17 protein-coding genes are annotated in these 16,263 nt (G+C 70.0%); 9 read left to right on the top strand and 8 right to left on the bottom strand.

Going from position 1 to position 16,263, the window contains the following annotated elements:
- Window positions 1–28: 28 nt before the first annotated feature.
- Together ACFW9O_RS32165 and ACFW9O_RS32160 are read left to right on the top strand one after the other, a co-directional pair.
- Window positions 29–832, top strand: a complete 804-nt coding sequence (locus ACFW9O_RS32165; RefSeq protein ID WP_384614243.1) for an alpha/beta fold hydrolase — start codon at window positions 29–31, stop codon at window positions 830–832.
- 203 nt (window positions 833–1,035) lie between these two features.
- The gene (locus ACFW9O_RS32160; protein ID WP_384614241.1) at window positions 1,036–1,737 is read left to right on the top strand and encodes an SDR family oxidoreductase; all 702 of its coding nucleotides are present in this window, start codon (window positions 1,036–1,038) and stop codon (window positions 1,735–1,737) included.
- A gap of 59 nt (window positions 1,738–1,796) precedes the next feature.
- Here ACFW9O_RS32160 and ACFW9O_RS32155 read toward each other — a convergent pair whose 3' ends face one another.
- Entirely contained in the window at window positions 1,797–2,711 is a 915-nt protein-coding gene (locus ACFW9O_RS32155; RefSeq protein WP_384614239.1) for an NADPH-dependent F420 reductase, read from the bottom strand.
- On the opposite strand from ACFW9O_RS32155, the gene ACFW9O_RS32150 reads away from it, so the two are divergent.
- The 3 genes from ACFW9O_RS32150 to ACFW9O_RS32140 all read left to right on the top strand — a co-directional run bounded on the left by ACFW9O_RS32150 (window position 2,641) and on the right by ACFW9O_RS32140 (window position 5,515).
- Entirely contained in the window at window positions 2,641–3,192 is a 552-nt protein-coding gene (locus tag ACFW9O_RS32150; protein WP_384614237.1) for a glycoside hydrolase family 25 protein, read from the top strand. The two genes, ACFW9O_RS32155 and ACFW9O_RS32150, sit on opposite strands and share 71 nt — an antisense overlap.
- A gap of 211 nt (window positions 3,193–3,403) precedes the next feature.
- Complete coding sequence (ctaD, locus tag ACFW9O_RS32145; RefSeq protein ID WP_384614235.1) at window positions 3,404–5,134, top strand: cytochrome c oxidase subunit I; 1,731 nt, start codon at window positions 3,404–3,406, stop codon at window positions 5,132–5,134.
- A gap of 39 nt (window positions 5,135–5,173) precedes the next feature.
- A complete protein-coding gene (locus ACFW9O_RS32140; RefSeq protein WP_351182347.1) occupies window positions 5,174–5,515 on the top strand; it encodes a hypothetical protein in 342 nt (113 codons plus the stop codon).
- Window positions 5,516–5,576: 61 nt separating this feature from the next.
- Here ACFW9O_RS32140 and ACFW9O_RS32135 read toward each other — a convergent pair whose 3' ends face one another.
- Entirely contained in the window at window positions 5,577–5,954 is a 378-nt protein-coding gene (locus tag ACFW9O_RS32135; RefSeq protein WP_384614233.1) for a VOC family protein, read from the bottom strand.
- Window positions 5,955–6,022: 68 nt separating this feature from the next.
- Between ACFW9O_RS32135 and ACFW9O_RS32130 the strand changes: the two genes are divergently transcribed.
- Complete coding sequence (locus ACFW9O_RS32130) at window positions 6,023–6,529, top strand: DinB family protein (RefSeq protein WP_384614232.1); 507 nt, start codon at window positions 6,023–6,025, stop codon at window positions 6,527–6,529.
- Window positions 6,530–6,585: 56 nt separating this feature from the next.
- Here the strand turns inward: ACFW9O_RS32130 and ACFW9O_RS32125 are convergent, their stop codons facing one another.
- The 3 genes from ACFW9O_RS32125 to ACFW9O_RS32115 all read right to left on the bottom strand — a co-directional run bounded on the left by ACFW9O_RS32125 (window position 6,586) and on the right by ACFW9O_RS32115 (window position 10,584).
- Window positions 6,586–8,439, bottom strand: coding sequence for an FUSC family protein (locus tag ACFW9O_RS32125; RefSeq protein ID WP_384614230.1), 1,854 nt, complete (start codon window positions 8,437–8,439; stop codon window positions 6,586–6,588).
- A gap of 141 nt (window positions 8,440–8,580) precedes the next feature.
- Complete coding sequence (locus tag ACFW9O_RS32120; protein WP_384614229.1) at window positions 8,581–10,155, bottom strand: sigma-70 family RNA polymerase sigma factor; 1,575 nt, start codon at window positions 10,153–10,155, stop codon at window positions 8,581–8,583.
- 234 nt (window positions 10,156–10,389) lie between these two features.
- Window positions 10,390–10,584, bottom strand: a complete 195-nt coding sequence (locus ACFW9O_RS32115) for an antitoxin (protein WP_384614227.1) — start codon at window positions 10,582–10,584, stop codon at window positions 10,390–10,392.
- 333 nt (window positions 10,585–10,917) lie between these two features.
- On the opposite strand from ACFW9O_RS32115, the gene ACFW9O_RS32110 reads away from it, so the two are divergent.
- The gene (locus tag ACFW9O_RS32110; RefSeq protein WP_384614225.1) at window positions 10,918–11,721 is read left to right on the top strand and encodes an SAM-dependent methyltransferase; all 804 of its coding nucleotides are present in this window, start codon (window positions 10,918–10,920) and stop codon (window positions 11,719–11,721) included.
- A 53-nt stretch (window positions 11,722–11,774) separates the two neighbouring features.
- Window positions 11,775–13,106, top strand: a complete 1,332-nt coding sequence (locus tag ACFW9O_RS32105) for an FAD-binding protein (RefSeq protein ID WP_384614223.1) — start codon at window positions 11,775–11,777, stop codon at window positions 13,104–13,106.
- A 25-nt stretch (window positions 13,107–13,131) separates the two neighbouring features.
- Here the strand turns inward: ACFW9O_RS32105 and ACFW9O_RS32100 are convergent, their stop codons facing one another.
- From ACFW9O_RS32100 to ACFW9O_RS32090, 3 genes are all read right to left on the bottom strand, one after another.
- Entirely contained in the window at window positions 13,132–14,127 is a 996-nt protein-coding gene (locus tag ACFW9O_RS32100) for an MASE1 domain-containing protein (protein WP_384614221.1), read from the bottom strand.
- Between the two features lie 63 nt (window positions 14,128–14,190).
- A complete protein-coding gene (locus ACFW9O_RS32095; protein WP_384614219.1) occupies window positions 14,191–15,024 on the bottom strand; it encodes a PP2C family protein-serine/threonine phosphatase in 834 nt (277 codons plus the stop codon).
- A 93-nt stretch (window positions 15,025–15,117) separates the two neighbouring features.
- Window positions 15,118–15,597 (bottom strand): MarR family winged helix-turn-helix transcriptional regulator, encoded by a 480-nt coding sequence (locus ACFW9O_RS32090; protein ID WP_384614217.1) that lies wholly within the window; start codon window positions 15,595–15,597, stop codon window positions 15,118–15,120.
- 111 nt (window positions 15,598–15,708) lie between these two features.
- On the opposite strand from ACFW9O_RS32090, the gene ACFW9O_RS32085 reads away from it, so the two are divergent.
- Complete coding sequence (locus tag ACFW9O_RS32085) at window positions 15,709–16,119, top strand: organic hydroperoxide resistance protein (protein ID WP_384614216.1); 411 nt, start codon at window positions 15,709–15,711, stop codon at window positions 16,117–16,119.
- Window positions 16,120–16,263: the final 144 nt, after the last annotated feature.

Genomic DNA, 16,263 nt, shown 5'->3' with positions numbered 1-16,263 from the left:
GGAGATCTCTGCGCGCTAGGGTGCCGCGGTGACGTGGACCGAGCGTGTGGTTGAACGGGAAGGCGTACGCCTTGTATGCCGGGACTGGGGCGGGGAAGGGCCAGGGCTGGTGCTGTTGCACGGGCTGGCCGGCCATGCAGGCGAATGGGATGCTCTGGCAGGCCGCCTGAGCTCGGTGCATCGGGTGGTCGCCGTCGACCAACGCGGTCAAGGCGCCAGCGACCGATTCCCTTCTGACGTCTCCAGGGATGCCTACGTCGAAGACGTCGTCGCCGTGGCAGACCAGCTGGGCCTGGGGCACGTTGTGCTTGCCGGACAGTCGATGGGCGGACACGCCGCCATCCTGGCTGCCGCGAGGCATCCTGATGTGGTCCGTGCGCTGGTGGCCATCGAAGCCGACGTGAGCGGTCCCGACCCGGAATGGCCGACGCATATCCGCCGGTGGTTCGACTCGTGGCCCGCCTCCTTTCCCTCGCGCGCTGCCGCGGTCCAGTTCTTCGGCGGGGGAGCCGTCGGCACGGGCTGGGCGGATGGCCTGGAGGAACGCGGTGGGCAATGGTGGCCACGCTTCGACCGGGACGTGATGGTCCAGTCCGTGGCGGACGCTGCCCAGCACTCCTTTGCGCACGAGTGGGAGCGCGTCACCTGCCCCACTCTGCTCATACTGGCGCAGTCGAGCTTCATCTCGCCCGCACGGGTCGACGAACTGATGCGCCGCCGCGTCCCGACCGTGTCCGTCAGTGTGCGCGAGGCCCGTCATGACCTGCACCTGGAGCAACCCGACATCGTGTACGGCCTGGTCTCCCCATTTCTCGCCGGCCTGTCCACGTAGAGACGCGCCGGGACCTTGGCTGGTGCGGCCGCGTTCAGCCGGCCTTCTGTTGGATTGATCGCAGCGTCGCCAACTCAGCACCGGCATGCTCGGCGCCAAGTGCGCGTCCGGAAAGAGCCCTTGACTTCGAGTGCGCTCAAAATGGTGGAATCCCCGACATGCCCGCACCGCACGCGGCAAGGGACGACGAGGGAGAGCGAAGCATGAGTGAAGCACCGGTCACGCTGATCACCGGAGGCGGCAGCGGTATCGGCGCGGCGACAGCCCGTCAGCTCCTCGAACGGGGCCATCGGGTGGCTGTCACCGGGCGCAGCGAGGACCGGCTCAGTCGCTTCGCCGAGGAACTCGGCAAGCCCGACACGCTGTTGGCGATCACCGGAGACGCGGCCGACCACGAAGCGGTTCAGTCCGCCGTGGACGCGACGGTCGACCGGTTCGGAAGGCTGGACGCCGTCGTCGCCAACGCGGGATTCGCCACCCACGACACCCTGGCGGACGGCGACCCCGAGGCCTGGCGGGAGATGGTCCTCACCAACGTCCTGGGACCTGCCCTGCTGATCAGGGCGGCTCTCCCGGCACTCAAGGAGACGCGGGGGCGCATCGTTCTGGTCGGCAGCGTCGCCGGCTTCGTCCACACCCCGGGAAACATCTACGGGGTGACCAAGTGGGCGGTCACCGGGCTGGCCGAGAACACCCGGCGCATGGTGACGGGCGACGGTGTGGGCGTGACCCTGGTCGCGCCGGGTCGCGTGGAGACCCCGTTCTGGGACGGCCTCGGCAGCCTGCCCGAGGGGCATCTGCTGACGGCCGACCAGATCGCCGACTCCATCGTGTGGGCCATGAGCCGGCCCGAGGGTGTCGACGTCAACAACGTCATCATCCGGCCGATCGGCCAGCCCGTCTGACGACAACCCCGTGCCGCGCCCCCGAATCAGGGAGCGCGGCACGGGACCGGGGCGAAGGCTCAGGCGCGCCACTCCGCGGTACGTTCCGGCGACGCGTCCGCCAGTGCCTTCAGGATGGCGTCCGCGTCGCCCCGGTTCCCGTAGACAGGTGTCCCCGGCTGCTGGCGCCACGACTCGTCCAGCCCGCCGGTGTCCACGGTGTCGAAGCCCAGCTCCGAGATGAGCTCCCGTACCGCCTGCTTGGCGGCCGGGTCGTCACCGGAGACGGGGAGCGCCTGGCGGCCGGGAGTCCCCTGGGGGAGTCCCCTGTCGAGGATGTCCTGGGCGTACGTGCCGTTGAAGGCCTTGATCACCGGGTGGTCGATCTGCTGTTCGGTCCACCGGCTCTCCGGCAGGCCGTCCTCGATGGCGGCGATGCGTCCGTCACGCTGCGGGTAGTAGTTGCCGGTGTCGATGACAGCCGCGCCTGGTGCGGCCCCGTCGATGAGCCCGGAGGGCAGGTCCGGGACTCTTCCGAGAGGGACGGTCACCACGACGATCCGGGCGTCGCGCGCCGCCTGTGCCGCGGTGACCGCGGTGGCGCCCGTCTCGTCGACGAGCGCCTGGAGAGTGTCGGGTCCGCGAGAGTTCGCGACGGACACATCGTGTCCGAGCTCGGTAAGACGCCGCGTCAGGTTGCCGCCGATGTTGCCGGCCCCGATGATGCCGATCTTCATGGATTCGACCTTCCGATGCTGCTGCGTTGGGTGAGAACGTCTCGCGGGACCACCAACCGCGTTCGGGCGGCGACTATTCCGCCCGCACCGAATCGGTTCTGCGTGCCGTGGGCGGATGGAACCCGTGCACGCGGGCACGCATGGGAGGAGAACCGGAACCGTAATGCCCCATGTGGAGGTGACGCCTGTGCTGCACGGCGTCGATGTCAGTTCCCACCAGACGTCCTTCGACACGGACGGTCTGGACTTCGTTTTCATAAAGGCGACCGAAGGACGTTCGTACATCAATCCGCGCCTCGCCGGCCAGACGACACGCGCCAGAGGAGCCGGGTGCGTCGTGGGCTTCTACCACTTCCTGTGGCCGGGGGACGTCAAGGAACAGGCGGCGTACTTCGTCGCCGGTGCGCCGGAGAAGGCCGGCGATCTGCTCGCCGTCGACTGGGAGACGACCGGCGAGGGGACCCGGGCGAGCAATGGGGACAAGGACCGCTTCATCCGTGAGGTGAAGCGTCTGCGGCCCGACCACCGTGTCCTGCTGTACTGCAATCGGTCCTTCTGGCTGAATCACGACACGACCTCGTATGCGGGCGACGGTCTCTGGATCGCCGACTACGTGACGGCGGGAAAGCCGCGGATCGAGGCGTCCTGGCGCATTCACCAATACACCGACCGGCCGATTGACAAGAACGTGGCCGACTTCTCCTCACGCGCGGCCATGCGGGCCTGGGCCAAGGGCTGAGCGCCCTCGACGGGGGAGGCCGTACGGAAAGGCGTCCCCGCCGTCTGCCCGCGGTCCGTGCGTCAACAAGGGTGGCGTGGCCGTCGGCCAATGGAGTGTCCTTTGCCAGCCACAGGTGCAGTGCGGACAGGGATGTCCCGCGGTACCGCCACGGGGGAGTCCATCCTGGTCGCCGAGTCCGCAACCGGCCGTCGACCGAAGGAGTGCCGCAGTGACGACGAGGGGCCCCGCAGAATCGGTGGAATCCGATACCGCCTTTCAGGACGAGTTGCCCCTTCACCGGAAGCAGCCGGGGAATGTGGTCATCAAGTGGCTGACCACCACCGACCACAAGACGATCGGCACGATGTACCTGCTCACGTCGTTCGCCTTCTTCCTCATCGGCGGTGTCCTGGCGCTCGTGATGCGTGCCGAACTGGCCCGGCCGGGTAATCAGATCGTGTCGAACGAGCAGTTCAACCAGGCGTTCACGATGCACGGCACGATCATGCTGCTGATGTTCGCGACGCCGCTGTTCGCCGGGTTCGCGAACTGGATCATGCCGCTGCAGATCGGCGCGCCCGATGTGGCGTTCCCGCGACTGAACATGTTCGCGTACTGGCTGTACCTCTTCGGCTCGATCATCGCCGTGGCCGGTTTCCTCACCCCGCAGGGCGCGGCCGACTTCGGCTGGTTCGCCTACTCCCCGCTCACCGATGCGGTCTTCTCGCCCGGAATCGGCGCCGACATGTGGATCATGGGCCTGGCCTTCTCCGGCTTCGGCACGATCCTCGGCTCGGTCAACTTCATCACCACGATCATCTGCATGCGCGCCCCCGGCATGACGATGTTCCGCATGCCGATCTTCGTATGGAACGTACTTCTCACCGGTGTTCTGGTCCTGCTGGCCTTCCCCGTCCTGGCGGGAGCCCTGCTCGCCCTCGAGGTCGACAGGAAATTCGGTGCGCACATCTTCGACGCGGCCAATGGCGGCGCATTGCTCTGGCAGCACCTCTTCTGGTTCTTCGGCCATCCAGAGGTGTACATCATCGCTCTGCCGTTCTTCGGAATCGTCTCCGAGATCTTCCCGGTGTTCAGCCGGAAGCCGATGTTCGGCTACATCGGCCTCATCGCGGCGACGATTTCCATCGCCGGTCTCTCCGCGACGGTGTGGGCGCACCACATGTACGTCACCGGCGGTGTGCTCCTGCCGTTCTTCTCGTTCATGACATTCCTCATCGCGGTACCGACCGGTGTGAAGTTCTTCAACTGGATCGGCACGATGTGGAAGGGGTCGCTTTCCTTCGAGACACCGATGCTCTGGTCGGTCGGGTTCCTCGTCACCTTCCTCTTCGGCGGCCTCACGGGCGTCATCCTGGCGTCGCCGCCCCTGGACTTCCACGTCTCCGACTCGTACTTCGTGGTGGCGCACTTCCACTACGTCGTGTTCGGCACCGTGGTCTTCGCGATGTTCGCCGGATTCCACTTCTGGTGGCCGAAGTTCACCGGAAAGATGCTGGACGAACGGCTAGGGAAGATGTGCTTCTGGACGCTGTTCGTGGGCTTCCACGGCACGTTCCTGGTGCAGCACTGGCTCGGCGCTGAAGGTATGCCCCGTCGGTACGCGGACTACCTCGCGGCGGACGGCTTCACCGCGCTCAACACCATCTCGACGATCGCCTCCTTCCTGCTCGGCCTGTCGGTGCTGCCCTTCCTCTACAACGTGTGGAAGACCGCCAAGTACGGCAAGAAGGTCGAGGTCGACGACCCGTGGGGCTACGGCCGTTCGCTCGAATGGGCGACGTCCTGCCCGCCTCCGCGGCACAACTTCCTCACGCTGCCGCGGATCCGTTCCGAATCCCCGGCGTTCGACCTGCACCACCCCGCTGTCCGCGCGCTCGAAGAAGTGGTCAACCGCCCCGCGGACTCGAAGACGGTGGCGCCCGGGGACAAGCAGGCGTGAGACGGGGCCCGAACGACGGCCGGACGAAAGGAGGACCGCGTGGAACCGGACAAGGACAGTGCCCGGGGCCTTGCCCAGATGGAGGGCTACCTGCTGTGGAACGCCGAGGTCGAGGAGGCCCGCCGAGGGGCCTCCCGCTTCACCGAGCAGCTGCCCTGGCTGACGACCGCCCAGCTGGAGGACGTCGAACGCGTCTACGTCGCCGACCGGGTGGCCCTCTCCCGGCAGTCACTCCTGAGAATCGCCGACCGCGCCGGCGAGCTCCGCGGTGAGTACACCGCACGGTACGAGCGGCTCAGGGCACGCTGCGTGGCAGCGTCCGTGCTGGCCGTCGGCGCGGCGAGCGGTACCTGCACGGCCCTCACACTGATCAGCCGGTGAACCGCGGCCGGCCGTTGCCCCGGGCGCTCGGCGCGGAACCCGGGGCGACGGCCGGCCGCGGTCAGTCACGCACCAGACAGAACGGATGCCCCGCCGGATCGGCGAAGACGCGCCAACTCCGTGAGGCGGGCCGATCGTCCAGCACGGTCGCGCCGAGCGCGAGCACCTGCTCCTGGGCGCGATCCAGGTCGGGGACGCCGAAGTCCAGATGTGACTGCTGCGGGTGCTCGGGATCCGGCCACCGCGGCGGGCGGTACGGCTCGACCCGCTGGAACGCGAGCACGAACCCGGCAGGTGCATGGACGGTCGCCCAGCTCTCGTCGTTCTCCCATCGAGGATCGGGCTGATTCACGTTGCCGCCCAGCACGGCCGCGTAGAAATCGGCGAGCACGACGGGATCCGGGCAGTCCAGCACCACACACTGCAGTTCGGCGATCATGGTCCGCATCCTACGAGCCGGCCGAGAAACTCGAACGGGTCAGGCCGGGCCCCTGACAGGATGCCGGGATGAACGATCACCGGCGTACCGAACCCTCCAGAACGGCTGACGACCGCACGTCACTCACCGGCTTCCTGCAGTACCAGCGCGAGACGCTGGAACTGAAGTGCGCCGGTCTGACGGCGAACCAGCTGCGGCACAAGGCCGTCGCCCCGTCAGGCCTCTCCCTCATCGGACTGGTCCGGCACACCGCCGAGGTCGAGCGAATATGGTTCCAGGCCGTCTGGAACGGCGAGGATCCCGGGGCCTACTGGCCGGGCACCGTCAACGGCACCTTCGCCGAGTTCGACAGCCATGAGGCCGACCCCGTCGAGGCGTTCACCGTCTGGCGCACCGCCTGCGCGCGGTCCCGCGAGATCGTCGACGCCGCCGGGTCGCTCGACGCCACCGTCAAGTGGCGCGACGAGCTGTTCTCGCTCCGGTACATCCTCACCCACATGATCGAGGAGTACGCCCGGCACAACGGTCATGCCGACCTGCTCAGGGAGCGGATCGACGGCTCCACCGGGGAATGAGCGGACGCCGACTGCTCCCGGCACGGCCGTCGGGCGCCGCGGCTCGCGACCGTCGATCAGGCGGCAGGAACCACCGGGCGCGGCGCGGGCCACGCCCGGTCGAGCGCGGACAGCTGCGCGGCGAGCTGCTCGGCGTGCGAGGCGGGAAGTTCGTCGGCATGGTGCCCCAACTGCACGGCGCAGGCCGTCGTCGTGTCGATGAGCTGCTCCAGGGCACTCGCCACGTCCCCGGATCCGGCCGTGTGCCGGGCCACCGCCGGAAGTTCGGCCGCCGACAGGTCGATGGCCGCGCGCGCCGCGGCCAGCGACCGGTAGGCGTCGCGCCGCAGCGCGTCCCGCCCGTGGCGGTCCTCCGGGGCACCCAGTACGTGCCGCAGGTACCGGTGCGCCGCGCCCACCGCACTGTCGAGTGCCGCGCGGACCCGGTGACCCCGACTGCCGGGCAGCGGGAGGTGTCCGACGAGCAGCACCGTGGCGCAGGCGAGGAGGGACTCCACGACGCGGCCCCAGGCCGCCGGCGGTTCTCCGCCCAGCAGGACGAGCGCGAGCACGAGCACCGTCACCACCGCTGTCTGCACCGCGAAATGCCGGGTGGCGACGGGAAGCAGCGCACCGCAGAGCGCGACCACTCCGACCAGGGTGAAGGGGCCGGGCAGCAGCAGGGCCACCACACCGAAGACAGCGGCACCGGCGACGGTCCCCACGGCCCTGCACACCACCCGCGACACCAGCGGTCCCAGATCGGGCTTGACCAGGAACACGGTCGTGGCGGGCAGCCAGTACCAGTGCTCGTGATGCAGAGCCTGCGCCACGACCGTGCTCGCCACGCAGCAGAGCGCGACCCGTACCCCGTACTCACGTCCCGCGGCACTCCACGCCCCGCTCACGGCGGAGAGGTAGGAACGCCCCTTCCGGGTGCGCACCGGCGCACCCGCGGGGCAGTCGAAGGCCGTTGCGGCCCGCAGGATGGCATCGTCCAGAGCCCGCAGCGCGGCATCGGTACGTGCCGGGGCCGACAGCGGCCCGCAGGAGCCGCCCGTACGCACCGCGTCGGCCAGCCGGCGCGGACCGTCCACGATTCCGGCGGGCAGCGAAACCCCCGCCCAGGCCAGCGCGGTCGCCGCTTCGGCGAGCGGCAGCGCCGCGGCGTACTGCGCGTGCAGCCTGCGCTCGGCCGCCGAACTCGCCCGCCGACGGAGCCTCGGCCCCGTCAGCGCGTCCTGCGCGTGGTCGAGGGCCGCACTGAGCGCGGCGCGCCGCGCGAGAGCCCGCCGTCCGCCGGCCGCCTCCAGGAGCCCGGCCACGGCCCCGTACACGGCGGCAACCGCCTCCCGCTCCCCGTCGAGCCGGTACGGGCCGCCGCCGGGCCGGACGGGGGAGGGCAGGACCAGACGGAGCAGGATGAGCCATCCCGCACCCGCCAGGAACAGCAGGGCACGCTGCGGACCAGGCTCGGGCAACGGCATGCCGGCCCCGATCACAGCCGCCACCAGCAGCTGCGTACCGCACGCGGACGCGACCGGACCCGTCGAGCTGACCGCTCCCGCGATCAGCCCCAGCACCCCGAGCAGAAGCGGCAGAACGACCACGGACGGACCGGCTCCGGCGGCGGCCGCGGTCATGGTGCCGAGCAGTAGACCGGCCGATCCCGCGAGCGCGGGGATCCCGAGCCGGGAGAGCGCGGCGCGCCGGCTGCCCGGACGGTCGTTGATCCCGGCCAGCATCGCCCCCAGCGCTGCCGGGATCCCCGCCGTCGGCCGATCGGCGAGAACCGCCGCGAGCAGCGGGGCCCCGGCCAGGGACCCCCGCAGCACCGCGTTCCACGGGACCGGCCCGCGCTGCGCCCGCAGCACATGGGCGAGCCACGGAGGGAGGGGAGGGACGGTGGAGAGAAAAGCAGGTGTGAACACCGGGCTCCTGTCCGCGCAGGGGGATCATCAGATCGCCGGCGGACACCTTCGGCCTGGGCGCCTCCCCAGCGTAGATCCTTTACGTGGAGGGGGTGCTACCTGCTCGTTTCCGCAATATGACGGCCTGCCGGACGCGCGACGTCACAGGGCGGCTCCGAAGTTCTGCGTCCACACAGGGCCGCCGGACGAGTCCACACGTCCGACCCCGATCTCCTTGAACGCGCAGTTGAGGATGTTCGCCCGGTGGCCGGGGCTGTTCATCCAGGAGTCCATCACCGCGGCCGGAGAGCTCTGCCCCTTCGCGATGTTCTCGCCGTACGTGCTCCAGCGGTAACCCGCCGCCGTGATGCGGTCGCCCGGGTCTGTGCCGTCGGGGGAGGTGTGCGAGAAGTAGTCGCGCGACACCATGTCGGCGGAGTGCCGCGACGCGGCCGTCGCCAGTTTGCTGTTGCTGCGGACCGCTGAACAGCCCTCCTTCGCGCGCTCGGCGTTGACCAGCGCCGTGACCTCGTCGGCGGCCGAGGACGGCGGTGGGTCCGCGGGCTTCGGAGCCGGTGCGGCCGGCGGCTTCGAGGACGGCGCACGCGTGCTCGGAGCGGCCTTGGGGGTGGGGGAGGCGGTCTTCTTCTTCGTCCGGGACGGCGACGGAGAGGGCGATGCGGAGGACGGCGAAGCGGACAGGGACTCCGGCGCGGACAGCGAGGGGGCGGAGCCGGACTGAGGCGCGACCGCCGTCGCCGGACCTTCGTCGTCCCCGTCCGTGTAGAGGTGCACCGCGGCGCCTCCGCCGCCCAGGACCGTCACCGCCACCAGCCCCGCCAGCACGGTGGTGCGACGGCGGCGCCGCACCTGACTCCGCCGCCGCTCGGCGCGCCCCGGACCGGACAGGTGCGTGGCTTCGGCCACCGGGAGGATGTCCCTGCCGGCCGCGGACGCTCCCGCACCGGCGGCGGACGCTGCCAGGGGTACGAGAGCCAGGCCCACCAGCAGGCCCTCCGCCGGCACCATGCCCGACCCGTGCCCCGAGCACACGGTGCACTCACGCGCGTGGCGGGCCATGCGCTTGCGCCAGAGCGCGGACGGCACCCCGTCCCATCCGGCGGTGAGGTCCTGCAGCAGGATGCAGCGCGGGCGGGCGGCCAGCGCGCGCACGACCACCCTGGCCCCTTCCAGCTGGGCCTTCATCCGCTGTACACGCACCGCGGTGTGCTGCGGGGAGAGGTCGAGCGCAGCGGCGACCTCGGCCCGGGACAACTCGCCGGCCGTCTCCAGCCACCACAGCGAGAGCAACGCGCGATCGTCCTCGTCCAGCCAGCGAGTGGCCTCGGCGGCCTCACGCCGCTGTCCGGTCAGGCCGAGGCGGACGATGGTCAGCTCGACGAAATCGGCCCCGGGATCGACGAGGTCGTACGCGTCGTCCATCCGGTCGGCGGATATGTCCCCGGTTCTTCGCTCACGCCAGTGCCCCCGGATCTGGTTCATGGTGATGGCCACGAACCACGACCGGAAGCTCCCCGGGGAGCGGAGCGAGGGGAGGCCGTCGAGCATGCGCAGCACACTCTCCTGCACGACGTCGTCGACGTCCGCGTGGCCGTTCAGAGCACGGCCGACGATGTTGTAGACCAGCGGCAGGTACGACGCGACGAGTTGGTCCTGCGCCTGCTGGTCCCCCTTTTGCGCCGCCTTGATCAACGCCGTCTCGCGTGCCTCGCCCATGGTGTGCTCACTCTTCCGGGATCCTGTTCCGTCACTGCCCACACTCGGGAGACGGCGTGCGGCGGGGACGATAACAGGAATTCCCGGCCCGGTCTTGCGAGCTTCTCCCCGCACCGTGCCGCCGCGGCCCGGCACACCGCACGCCGGGCCGCGGTGGCACGAAGGTGTCACCCGGTCCGGCGTGCGGAGATGAGCGGTACGGAAGAGGCCGGCCAGGCAGCCGGCGTTCTTATGTCAGGTACGGGGCGGGTTGTCCTTGTCACGGTCGGCGCCGAGCTGCTGCTTGAGCTTGTCCTGGCCGGTGTCGACCTGACCGCGGTACTTCCCCTGGGTCTTGTCGTCGACCATGTCACCCGCCTTGTCGACGCCCTTGCCGGCCTGGTCCTCGTGCCCCTTCAACATCTTCTTGATCTTGTCCAGTGCGGACATGGCTGGTCTCCTCCGGTCGGCGTCCCCCTCCCATCAAGGGTCACCGCACATCGCGGCGGCCGCATCCGCGGGCGACGCCCGGACGCTCTTCACACGCCAGGATCCGGTCCGGACGTGTGAAGAGCTCCCGGGTGGGCACATACCGGGTTACCAGGAGGAGGTGGTGGCAGTGGGCCGCATCCAGATCGTCCGTCGTCCGCCACCCCCCACGGGGCCGCCCCCGCTGGACCTGCGCACCCCGTCCGGGCGGACCCTGCCCTACTGAGGAGCGCTCCGGTCGTTCACTCCCTGCCGTAGCGGTGTCCCGAAGGTGCAGTGTGTGAGGCTTTCGCCATGAGCATTCCCGGACAGCCGCCGGCCGACCTGCATGCGGACCGGCCGCACTCCGCCCGTGTATGGAATTACCTGCTCGGAGGCAAGGACAACTACCCGGCCGACGCTGCGGTGGGCGAGATGATCCTGCGGATGTTTCCCGACATCGCGGGCATCGCCCGTGACCAGCGCGCCTTCCTGGCCCGCGCGGTCCGCTTCCTGGCCGGCGAGGCCGGAGTCCGCCAGTTCCTCGACATCGGGACGGGGCTGCCCACGGCGAACAACACGCATGAGGTCGCCCAGTGGATCGCTCCCGAGTCCCGCATCGTGTACGTCGACAACGACCCACTCGTCCTGACGCACGCCAGAGCGCTGCTGACCAGTACCCCCGAAGGCGCCTGCGCGTACATCGACGCCGATGTGCGCGACACGGACCACATCCTCGAAGAGGCTGCCCGGACCCTGGATCCCGGCCGGCCGATCGGTCTCACCCTGCTCGGCATCATGGGCCAGCTGCCTGACGACGAGGACCCGTGGGCGCTCGTCGACCGCCTGCTGGCGGGGCTGCCGTCCGGGAGCTATCTGGCGCTCGCCGACGGCACCGACACGAGCGACTCGCTGAACAGTGCCATCGAGGCATACAACGCGAACTCGGCGAGCTCCTACCACCTGCGCAGTCCCGCACGCATCGCCGAGTTCTTCCACGGGCTGGACGTGGTCGAGCCGGGCATCGTCAGGACGTCGGCCTGGCGCCCGGACCCCGGTCAGGACAGGCTGGACTCCCCGCAGAGCCACGCGGTCAGCGGCGTCGCACGCAAGGCCTGAGCCGGAGGCGGCTCCGGGCCGGGGCGGACGGGTGGAGCGTAAGCTCCCGAGTCATGATCGATCATTCGTCGGACCCCGGGACGGCGGGCACTCTCCCGCGGCGCAACTGGGCAGGGAACATCACTTTCGGGGCGCGGAAGCTGCACACGCCGGCCACGGTGGCCGAGCTCCGGAGCATCGTCGCCGCCGGGAGTGCGGTAGGGGCGCTGGGCACCGGCCATTCCTTCAACACGGTCGCCGATACCGAGGGCGACCTGATATCCGTGGCGGGGCTGCCCCGGTCGATCGAGATCGACAGGAAGGCCGGTACCGCGACGGTGAGCGCGGGGCTGCGCTTCGGCGAACTGACCGAGACGCTGCACCGAAGCGGATTCGCCCTGCACAACCTGGGATCGCTGCCCCACATCTCGGTCGCGGGCGCCTGCGCGACGGGCACCCACGGCTCCGGCGTGGGCAACCGTTCCCTCGCGGGTGCGGTGCGTGCGCTGGAGCTTGTCACGGCGGACGGCAGCGTGGAGACGCTGCGCAGGGGGGACCCCGACTTCGCGGGCGCCGTGGTCTCCCTCGGCGCGCTGGGGATCGTGACCACTGTGACCCTGGACCTCGTGCCCGCGTTCGACATTCAGCAATGGGTGTACGAGGGGCTGCCCGCGGAACACCTGCTCGGCCGCTTCGACGACGTGATGGCCGAGGCCTACAGCGTGAGCCTCTTCACCCGCTGGCGGGACGGACCGATCGACCAGGTGTGGCTCAAGCAGCGGGTGACCGGGGACGGACACCGTACGGCGCCGCCCCAGTGGCTCGGTGCGACGCTCGCGGACGGGCCGCGCCATCCCGTACCCGGCATGCCGGCGAAGCACTGCACGCCCCAGCAGGGCGACCCCGGCCCCTGGCACGCCCGGCTTCCCCACTTCCGGCTCGAATTCACCCCGAGCAACGGCGAGGAACTCCAGTCGGAGTACTTCGTCGCCCGGCAGGACGCGGTCGCGGCCTACGAGGCCCTGGACCGCATCCGGGAGCGCATCGCACCGCTTCTGCAGATCTCTGAGATCCGCACGGTGGCCGCCGACGACCTGTGGCTGAGCCCCGCCCAGGGCACCGACTCCGTGGCCTTCCACTTCACCTGGGTGCCCGACACGGCAGCGGTCACACCCGTCCTGGCGGCGATCGAGGAGGCTCTGGCCCCGTTCGGGGCCCGGCCGCACTGGGGCAAGGTGTTCACCACCCCTCCGGGGACGCTGCGCACCCTGTACGGCCACTACGCCGATTTCGAGCGGCTCGCTCACCGGTTCGACCCCACAGGTACCTTCCGCAACGAGTTCCTCGCGTACCACTTCCCCCGTACGGGCAGCGGCACCTCCACCGACATCGGCGAGACCGGCTGAGAACGAGCGGACGCCCCCAAGGGGGTCAGAGCGAGCCGGGCCCTTCCTCCGGCCCGGCCGCTCCGCGGCGCCGCACCGGATGTGGTGCGAGCTCCTCCACCAGGGCGGCGAGCTCATCGCACGCCAGTTCCGTCTCGTGGCGGATGTTCTTGTGCTCCGTGACGATCGCCGCCAGGAGCAGGGCGGTGAGCGCCACGCAGCCGTTGAGGACCGCGAGGTTGAGCATGATCTCGAGCCAGGAGTGGGATTCGAACGGCCCCACCCGGTCGGTTCCGGAAATGATCGCCATGACGGAGACCAGGAGAACGCACGGGGCGCTGCCTGCCAGCTGGAAGCGCAGCGCTGCCCAGACGAGCGGCGGGAACACGAGGTAGATCATGGACAGCGGACTCCTGGTGGCGACCACTGCCAGCACCACCGTGACCACCGCCAGCGCCACGGGCTCCGCCCACCGATCACCACGTTGCGGCAGGCGAGCCGTTCGCAGGACGAGCAGCAGCGGAGTGACCATGAGGACCCCCATGGCGTCGCCGGCCCACCAGGCCGACCAGACGGGCCAGAACTTCCCCGACGGCAGATTGCCGTTGAGCAGCAGGATTCCGGCACCGACGGTCGCACTGATGAGCATGCTGCCCATCGCTCCCAGGAAGACGAGGGCGACACCGTCGCGCAGGCGGTCCAGTTCGTTGCGGAAACCCACCGCGCGAAGGGTGAGACAGGAGCACACGGGGGCCAGCGTGCTGCCTGCCGCGATGCCGACGCTCGAGAGGCTGAGTTCGCCGCTGATCGAGAGGACGCTGAGCAGCGATCCGACCGCGATCGCCGGCCAGACCCGGATACCCAGGTACAGCAGGGCGGCCACAGCGATGCCCGTGGGGGGCCAGAGCGGCGAGACCACGGCGCTGTTGACGGTCACCTGCCTGAACAGACCGAGCTGTCCGGACGCGTAGTAGGCAGCCGCGATGCCCGCCATCTGCAGGCCGAGCAGGGTCCGACGTCTCGTTTCCTCGCTGCGGATCACGCATCTCATCAGACACCGCCCGTGGGAGCAGGCGGCCGTGACACGCGCGGCCCGACCCCTACGTCACCTGGCGCCCGGCGGGGGAGGCTCGTGCCGCAGCACGAGGACGGCCACATCGTCCTCGTGGCCGGTGAGTGTCCCTGCCCGGAGCACCCTGTCGGCCAGTTCCTCGGCCGTGGCCCCGGCATGGGAACTCACCAGCCGCCTGACCCGCTCCAGACCGTCCCCGATCGACAGCGAAGGCCCTTCGACGACCCCGTCGGTGACCAGGACGAGGGATCCGTCGGCGGCCAGCGTGCGCCGCGTGACCGGATAGTGCTGCTGGGCGTCGATACCCAGCGGGAGCCCTCCCGCGTCCGCCGTGATCCCCGACCGTCCGTCGGCGGTGGCCCACACACTGGCCACATGACCCGCCCGCGCGCTCTGGAGGTCCCCGGTCACAGGGTCCAGCCGGAAGAACGAGCAGGTGGCGAAGAGAGTGGAGTCCACCGAGAGAATCAGGTCGTTCGTCCGGCCCATGACCTCGCCCGGATCAGACGCCGTGATGGCGATGGCGCGCATGGCGATCCGTATCTGCCCCATGAAGGCCGCCGCTTCGACGTCGTGGCCCTGGACATCGCCTATGGCCAGTCCGAGCGAACCGTCGGGGAGCAGGAACGCGTCGTACCAGTCGCCGCCGATGTCCAGCCCGTCGCGGGCGGGAGCGTATCGGGCGGCGATCTGAAGGCCCGGCAGCGAGGGCAGCGCAGCAGGCAGCATCTTGCGCTGCAGGGCACCGGCCAGCTCGACCCGCGCCCGATGCAGCTCGACCTCCTGCCGGGCACGGGCAGTCAGGTGCTGCAGTGTGCTGAGCAGGTCCTCGGCGCTCGCTGATCTGGGAGTTCGACGCCGGTTCATGGGCCGCTCCGCGGTGCGTAAGTACGTGCATCCTATTTCGGCGGGCAGGGTCCTGCGACCGCTGCGGTTCGGGTGCGAGGGAGACGAGCGAGCTCAGTCGTTCCGGCTCAGGGATGCCGTGAGCCGTCCGAGAGTCTCCTGCAGGGCGAGGATCTCCTGGACCGACATGCCCGTGGCTCCGAGGATCGTGCGCGGGACGGGCAGCGCGCGCTCGCGCAGCCCGGTTCCCGCCTCCGTGAGGTGGACGGTGACCGACCGTTCGTCCTCCGGGCTGCGTTCGCGTCTGACGAGTCCGGCCGCTTCCAGCCTCTTGAGCAGCGGGGACAGCGTTCCGGAATCCAGGTGCAGCCGCTCACCGATCGTCTTGACCGGGAGCGGGCCGTGCTCCCACAGGACCATCATCGCGAGGTACTGGGGGTAGGTGAGGCCGAGCTCCTTGAGCGCTTCGCGATAGACGCCGCCGAAGGCGCGCGAGGCTGCCTGGAGCGAGAAGCAGACCTGGTGGTCCAGCCGGAGGAGCTCGGAGTCCGGCAGGTCCGTCAGGTCGGGAGCGGGGATCGGCGGTGGCGTCATGAGTCCAGAGTAACCTGCTGCCCGTCATTGGGTTGTGCGCAATTAAGTTATGTGCAATTCTCTTGGAGGCGACCGGCCCGCGGTCGCCGTCGTACGAGAGAAGGTCATCCCATGGACGCGCTGTACACCGCTGTCGCCACCGCGAACGGCCGCGAAGGCCGGGCAGTGAGTTCGGACGGCCAGATCGACCTCGGCCTCGCCCTGCCGCCCGCCCTCGGGGGTAACGGGAAGGGCACGAACCCGGAGCAGCTGTTCGCCGCCGGATACGCGGCCTGCTTCGCCAGCGCGATGAGCGCGGTCGGCCGCGAGATGAAGCTCGACACCAAGGACGTCTCCGTGACGGCCGAGGTGTCGATCGGCAAGGACGACACGGGCTTCGGCCTCGCGGTGGTCATGCGCGTCGAGCTGCCGGAGGCTCTCGAGGGCGAGACCGGACGTCGGCTGGTCGAGGCCACGCACGCCTACTGCCCGTACTCCAAGGCCACCCGCGGCAACATAGACGTCGAACTCGTCATCGAGTAACCGAGCCGGCCGCCTCCACTCACGCCGCAGGCCCGCGGCCCCACGGGCGGTGGCGGGCCGGCGGCGGTCCGGGGCGAGCCGGGGGGGCCGGAGGCGAACCAGCGGCAACAGGTTTTGGAGGCCGGCGCGCAGGGCGATGAGCTA

The sequence above is a fragment of the Streptomyces sp. NPDC059499 genome (assembly GCF_042749285.1).
In the GTDB taxonomy this organism is placed as follows: domain Bacteria; phylum Actinomycetota; class Actinomycetes; order Streptomycetales; family Streptomycetaceae; genus Streptomyces.
Note: the sequence above shows the minus strand (reverse complement) of the source record. Positions and strands in the feature narration are given on the sequence as shown.

Excerpts from the sequence above, each read along its gene's own strand:
- ACFW9O_RS32110 (WP_384614225.1), top strand. The coding sequence starts at position 10,918 with ATGAGCATTCCCGGACAGCCGCCGGCCGACCTGCATGCGGACCGGCCG.
- ACFW9O_RS32135 (WP_384614233.1), bottom strand. The coding sequence starts at position 5,954 with ATGATCGCCGAACTGCAGTGTGTGGTGCTGGACTGCCCGGATCCCGTC.
- ACFW9O_RS32095 (WP_384614219.1), bottom strand. The coding sequence starts at position 15,024 with ATGAACCGGCGTCGAACTCCCAGATCAGCGAGCGCCGAGGACCTGCTC.
- ACFW9O_RS32090 (WP_384614217.1), bottom strand. The coding sequence starts at position 15,597 with ATGACGCCACCGCCGATCCCCGCTCCCGACCTGACGGACCTGCCGGAC.
- ACFW9O_RS32130 (WP_384614232.1), top strand. The coding sequence starts at position 6,023 with ATGAACGATCACCGGCGTACCGAACCCTCCAGAACGGCTGACGACCGC.
- ACFW9O_RS32120 (WP_384614229.1), bottom strand. The coding sequence starts at position 10,155 with ATGGGCGAGGCACGCGAGACGGCGTTGATCAAGGCGGCGCAAAAGGGG.
- ACFW9O_RS32155 (WP_384614239.1), bottom strand. The coding sequence starts at position 2,711 with ATGAAAACGAAGTCCAGACCGTCCGTGTCGAAGGACGTCTGGTGGGAA.
- ACFW9O_RS32160 (WP_384614241.1), top strand. The coding sequence starts at position 1,036 with ATGAGTGAAGCACCGGTCACGCTGATCACCGGAGGCGGCAGCGGTATC.
- ACFW9O_RS32115 (WP_384614227.1), bottom strand. The coding sequence starts at position 10,584 with ATGTCCGCACTGGACAAGATCAAGAAGATGTTGAAGGGGCACGAGGAC.
- ACFW9O_RS32105 (WP_384614223.1), top strand. The coding sequence starts at position 11,775 with ATGATCGATCATTCGTCGGACCCCGGGACGGCGGGCACTCTCCCGCGG.
- ACFW9O_RS32085 (WP_384614216.1), top strand. The coding sequence starts at position 15,709 with ATGGACGCGCTGTACACCGCTGTCGCCACCGCGAACGGCCGCGAAGGC.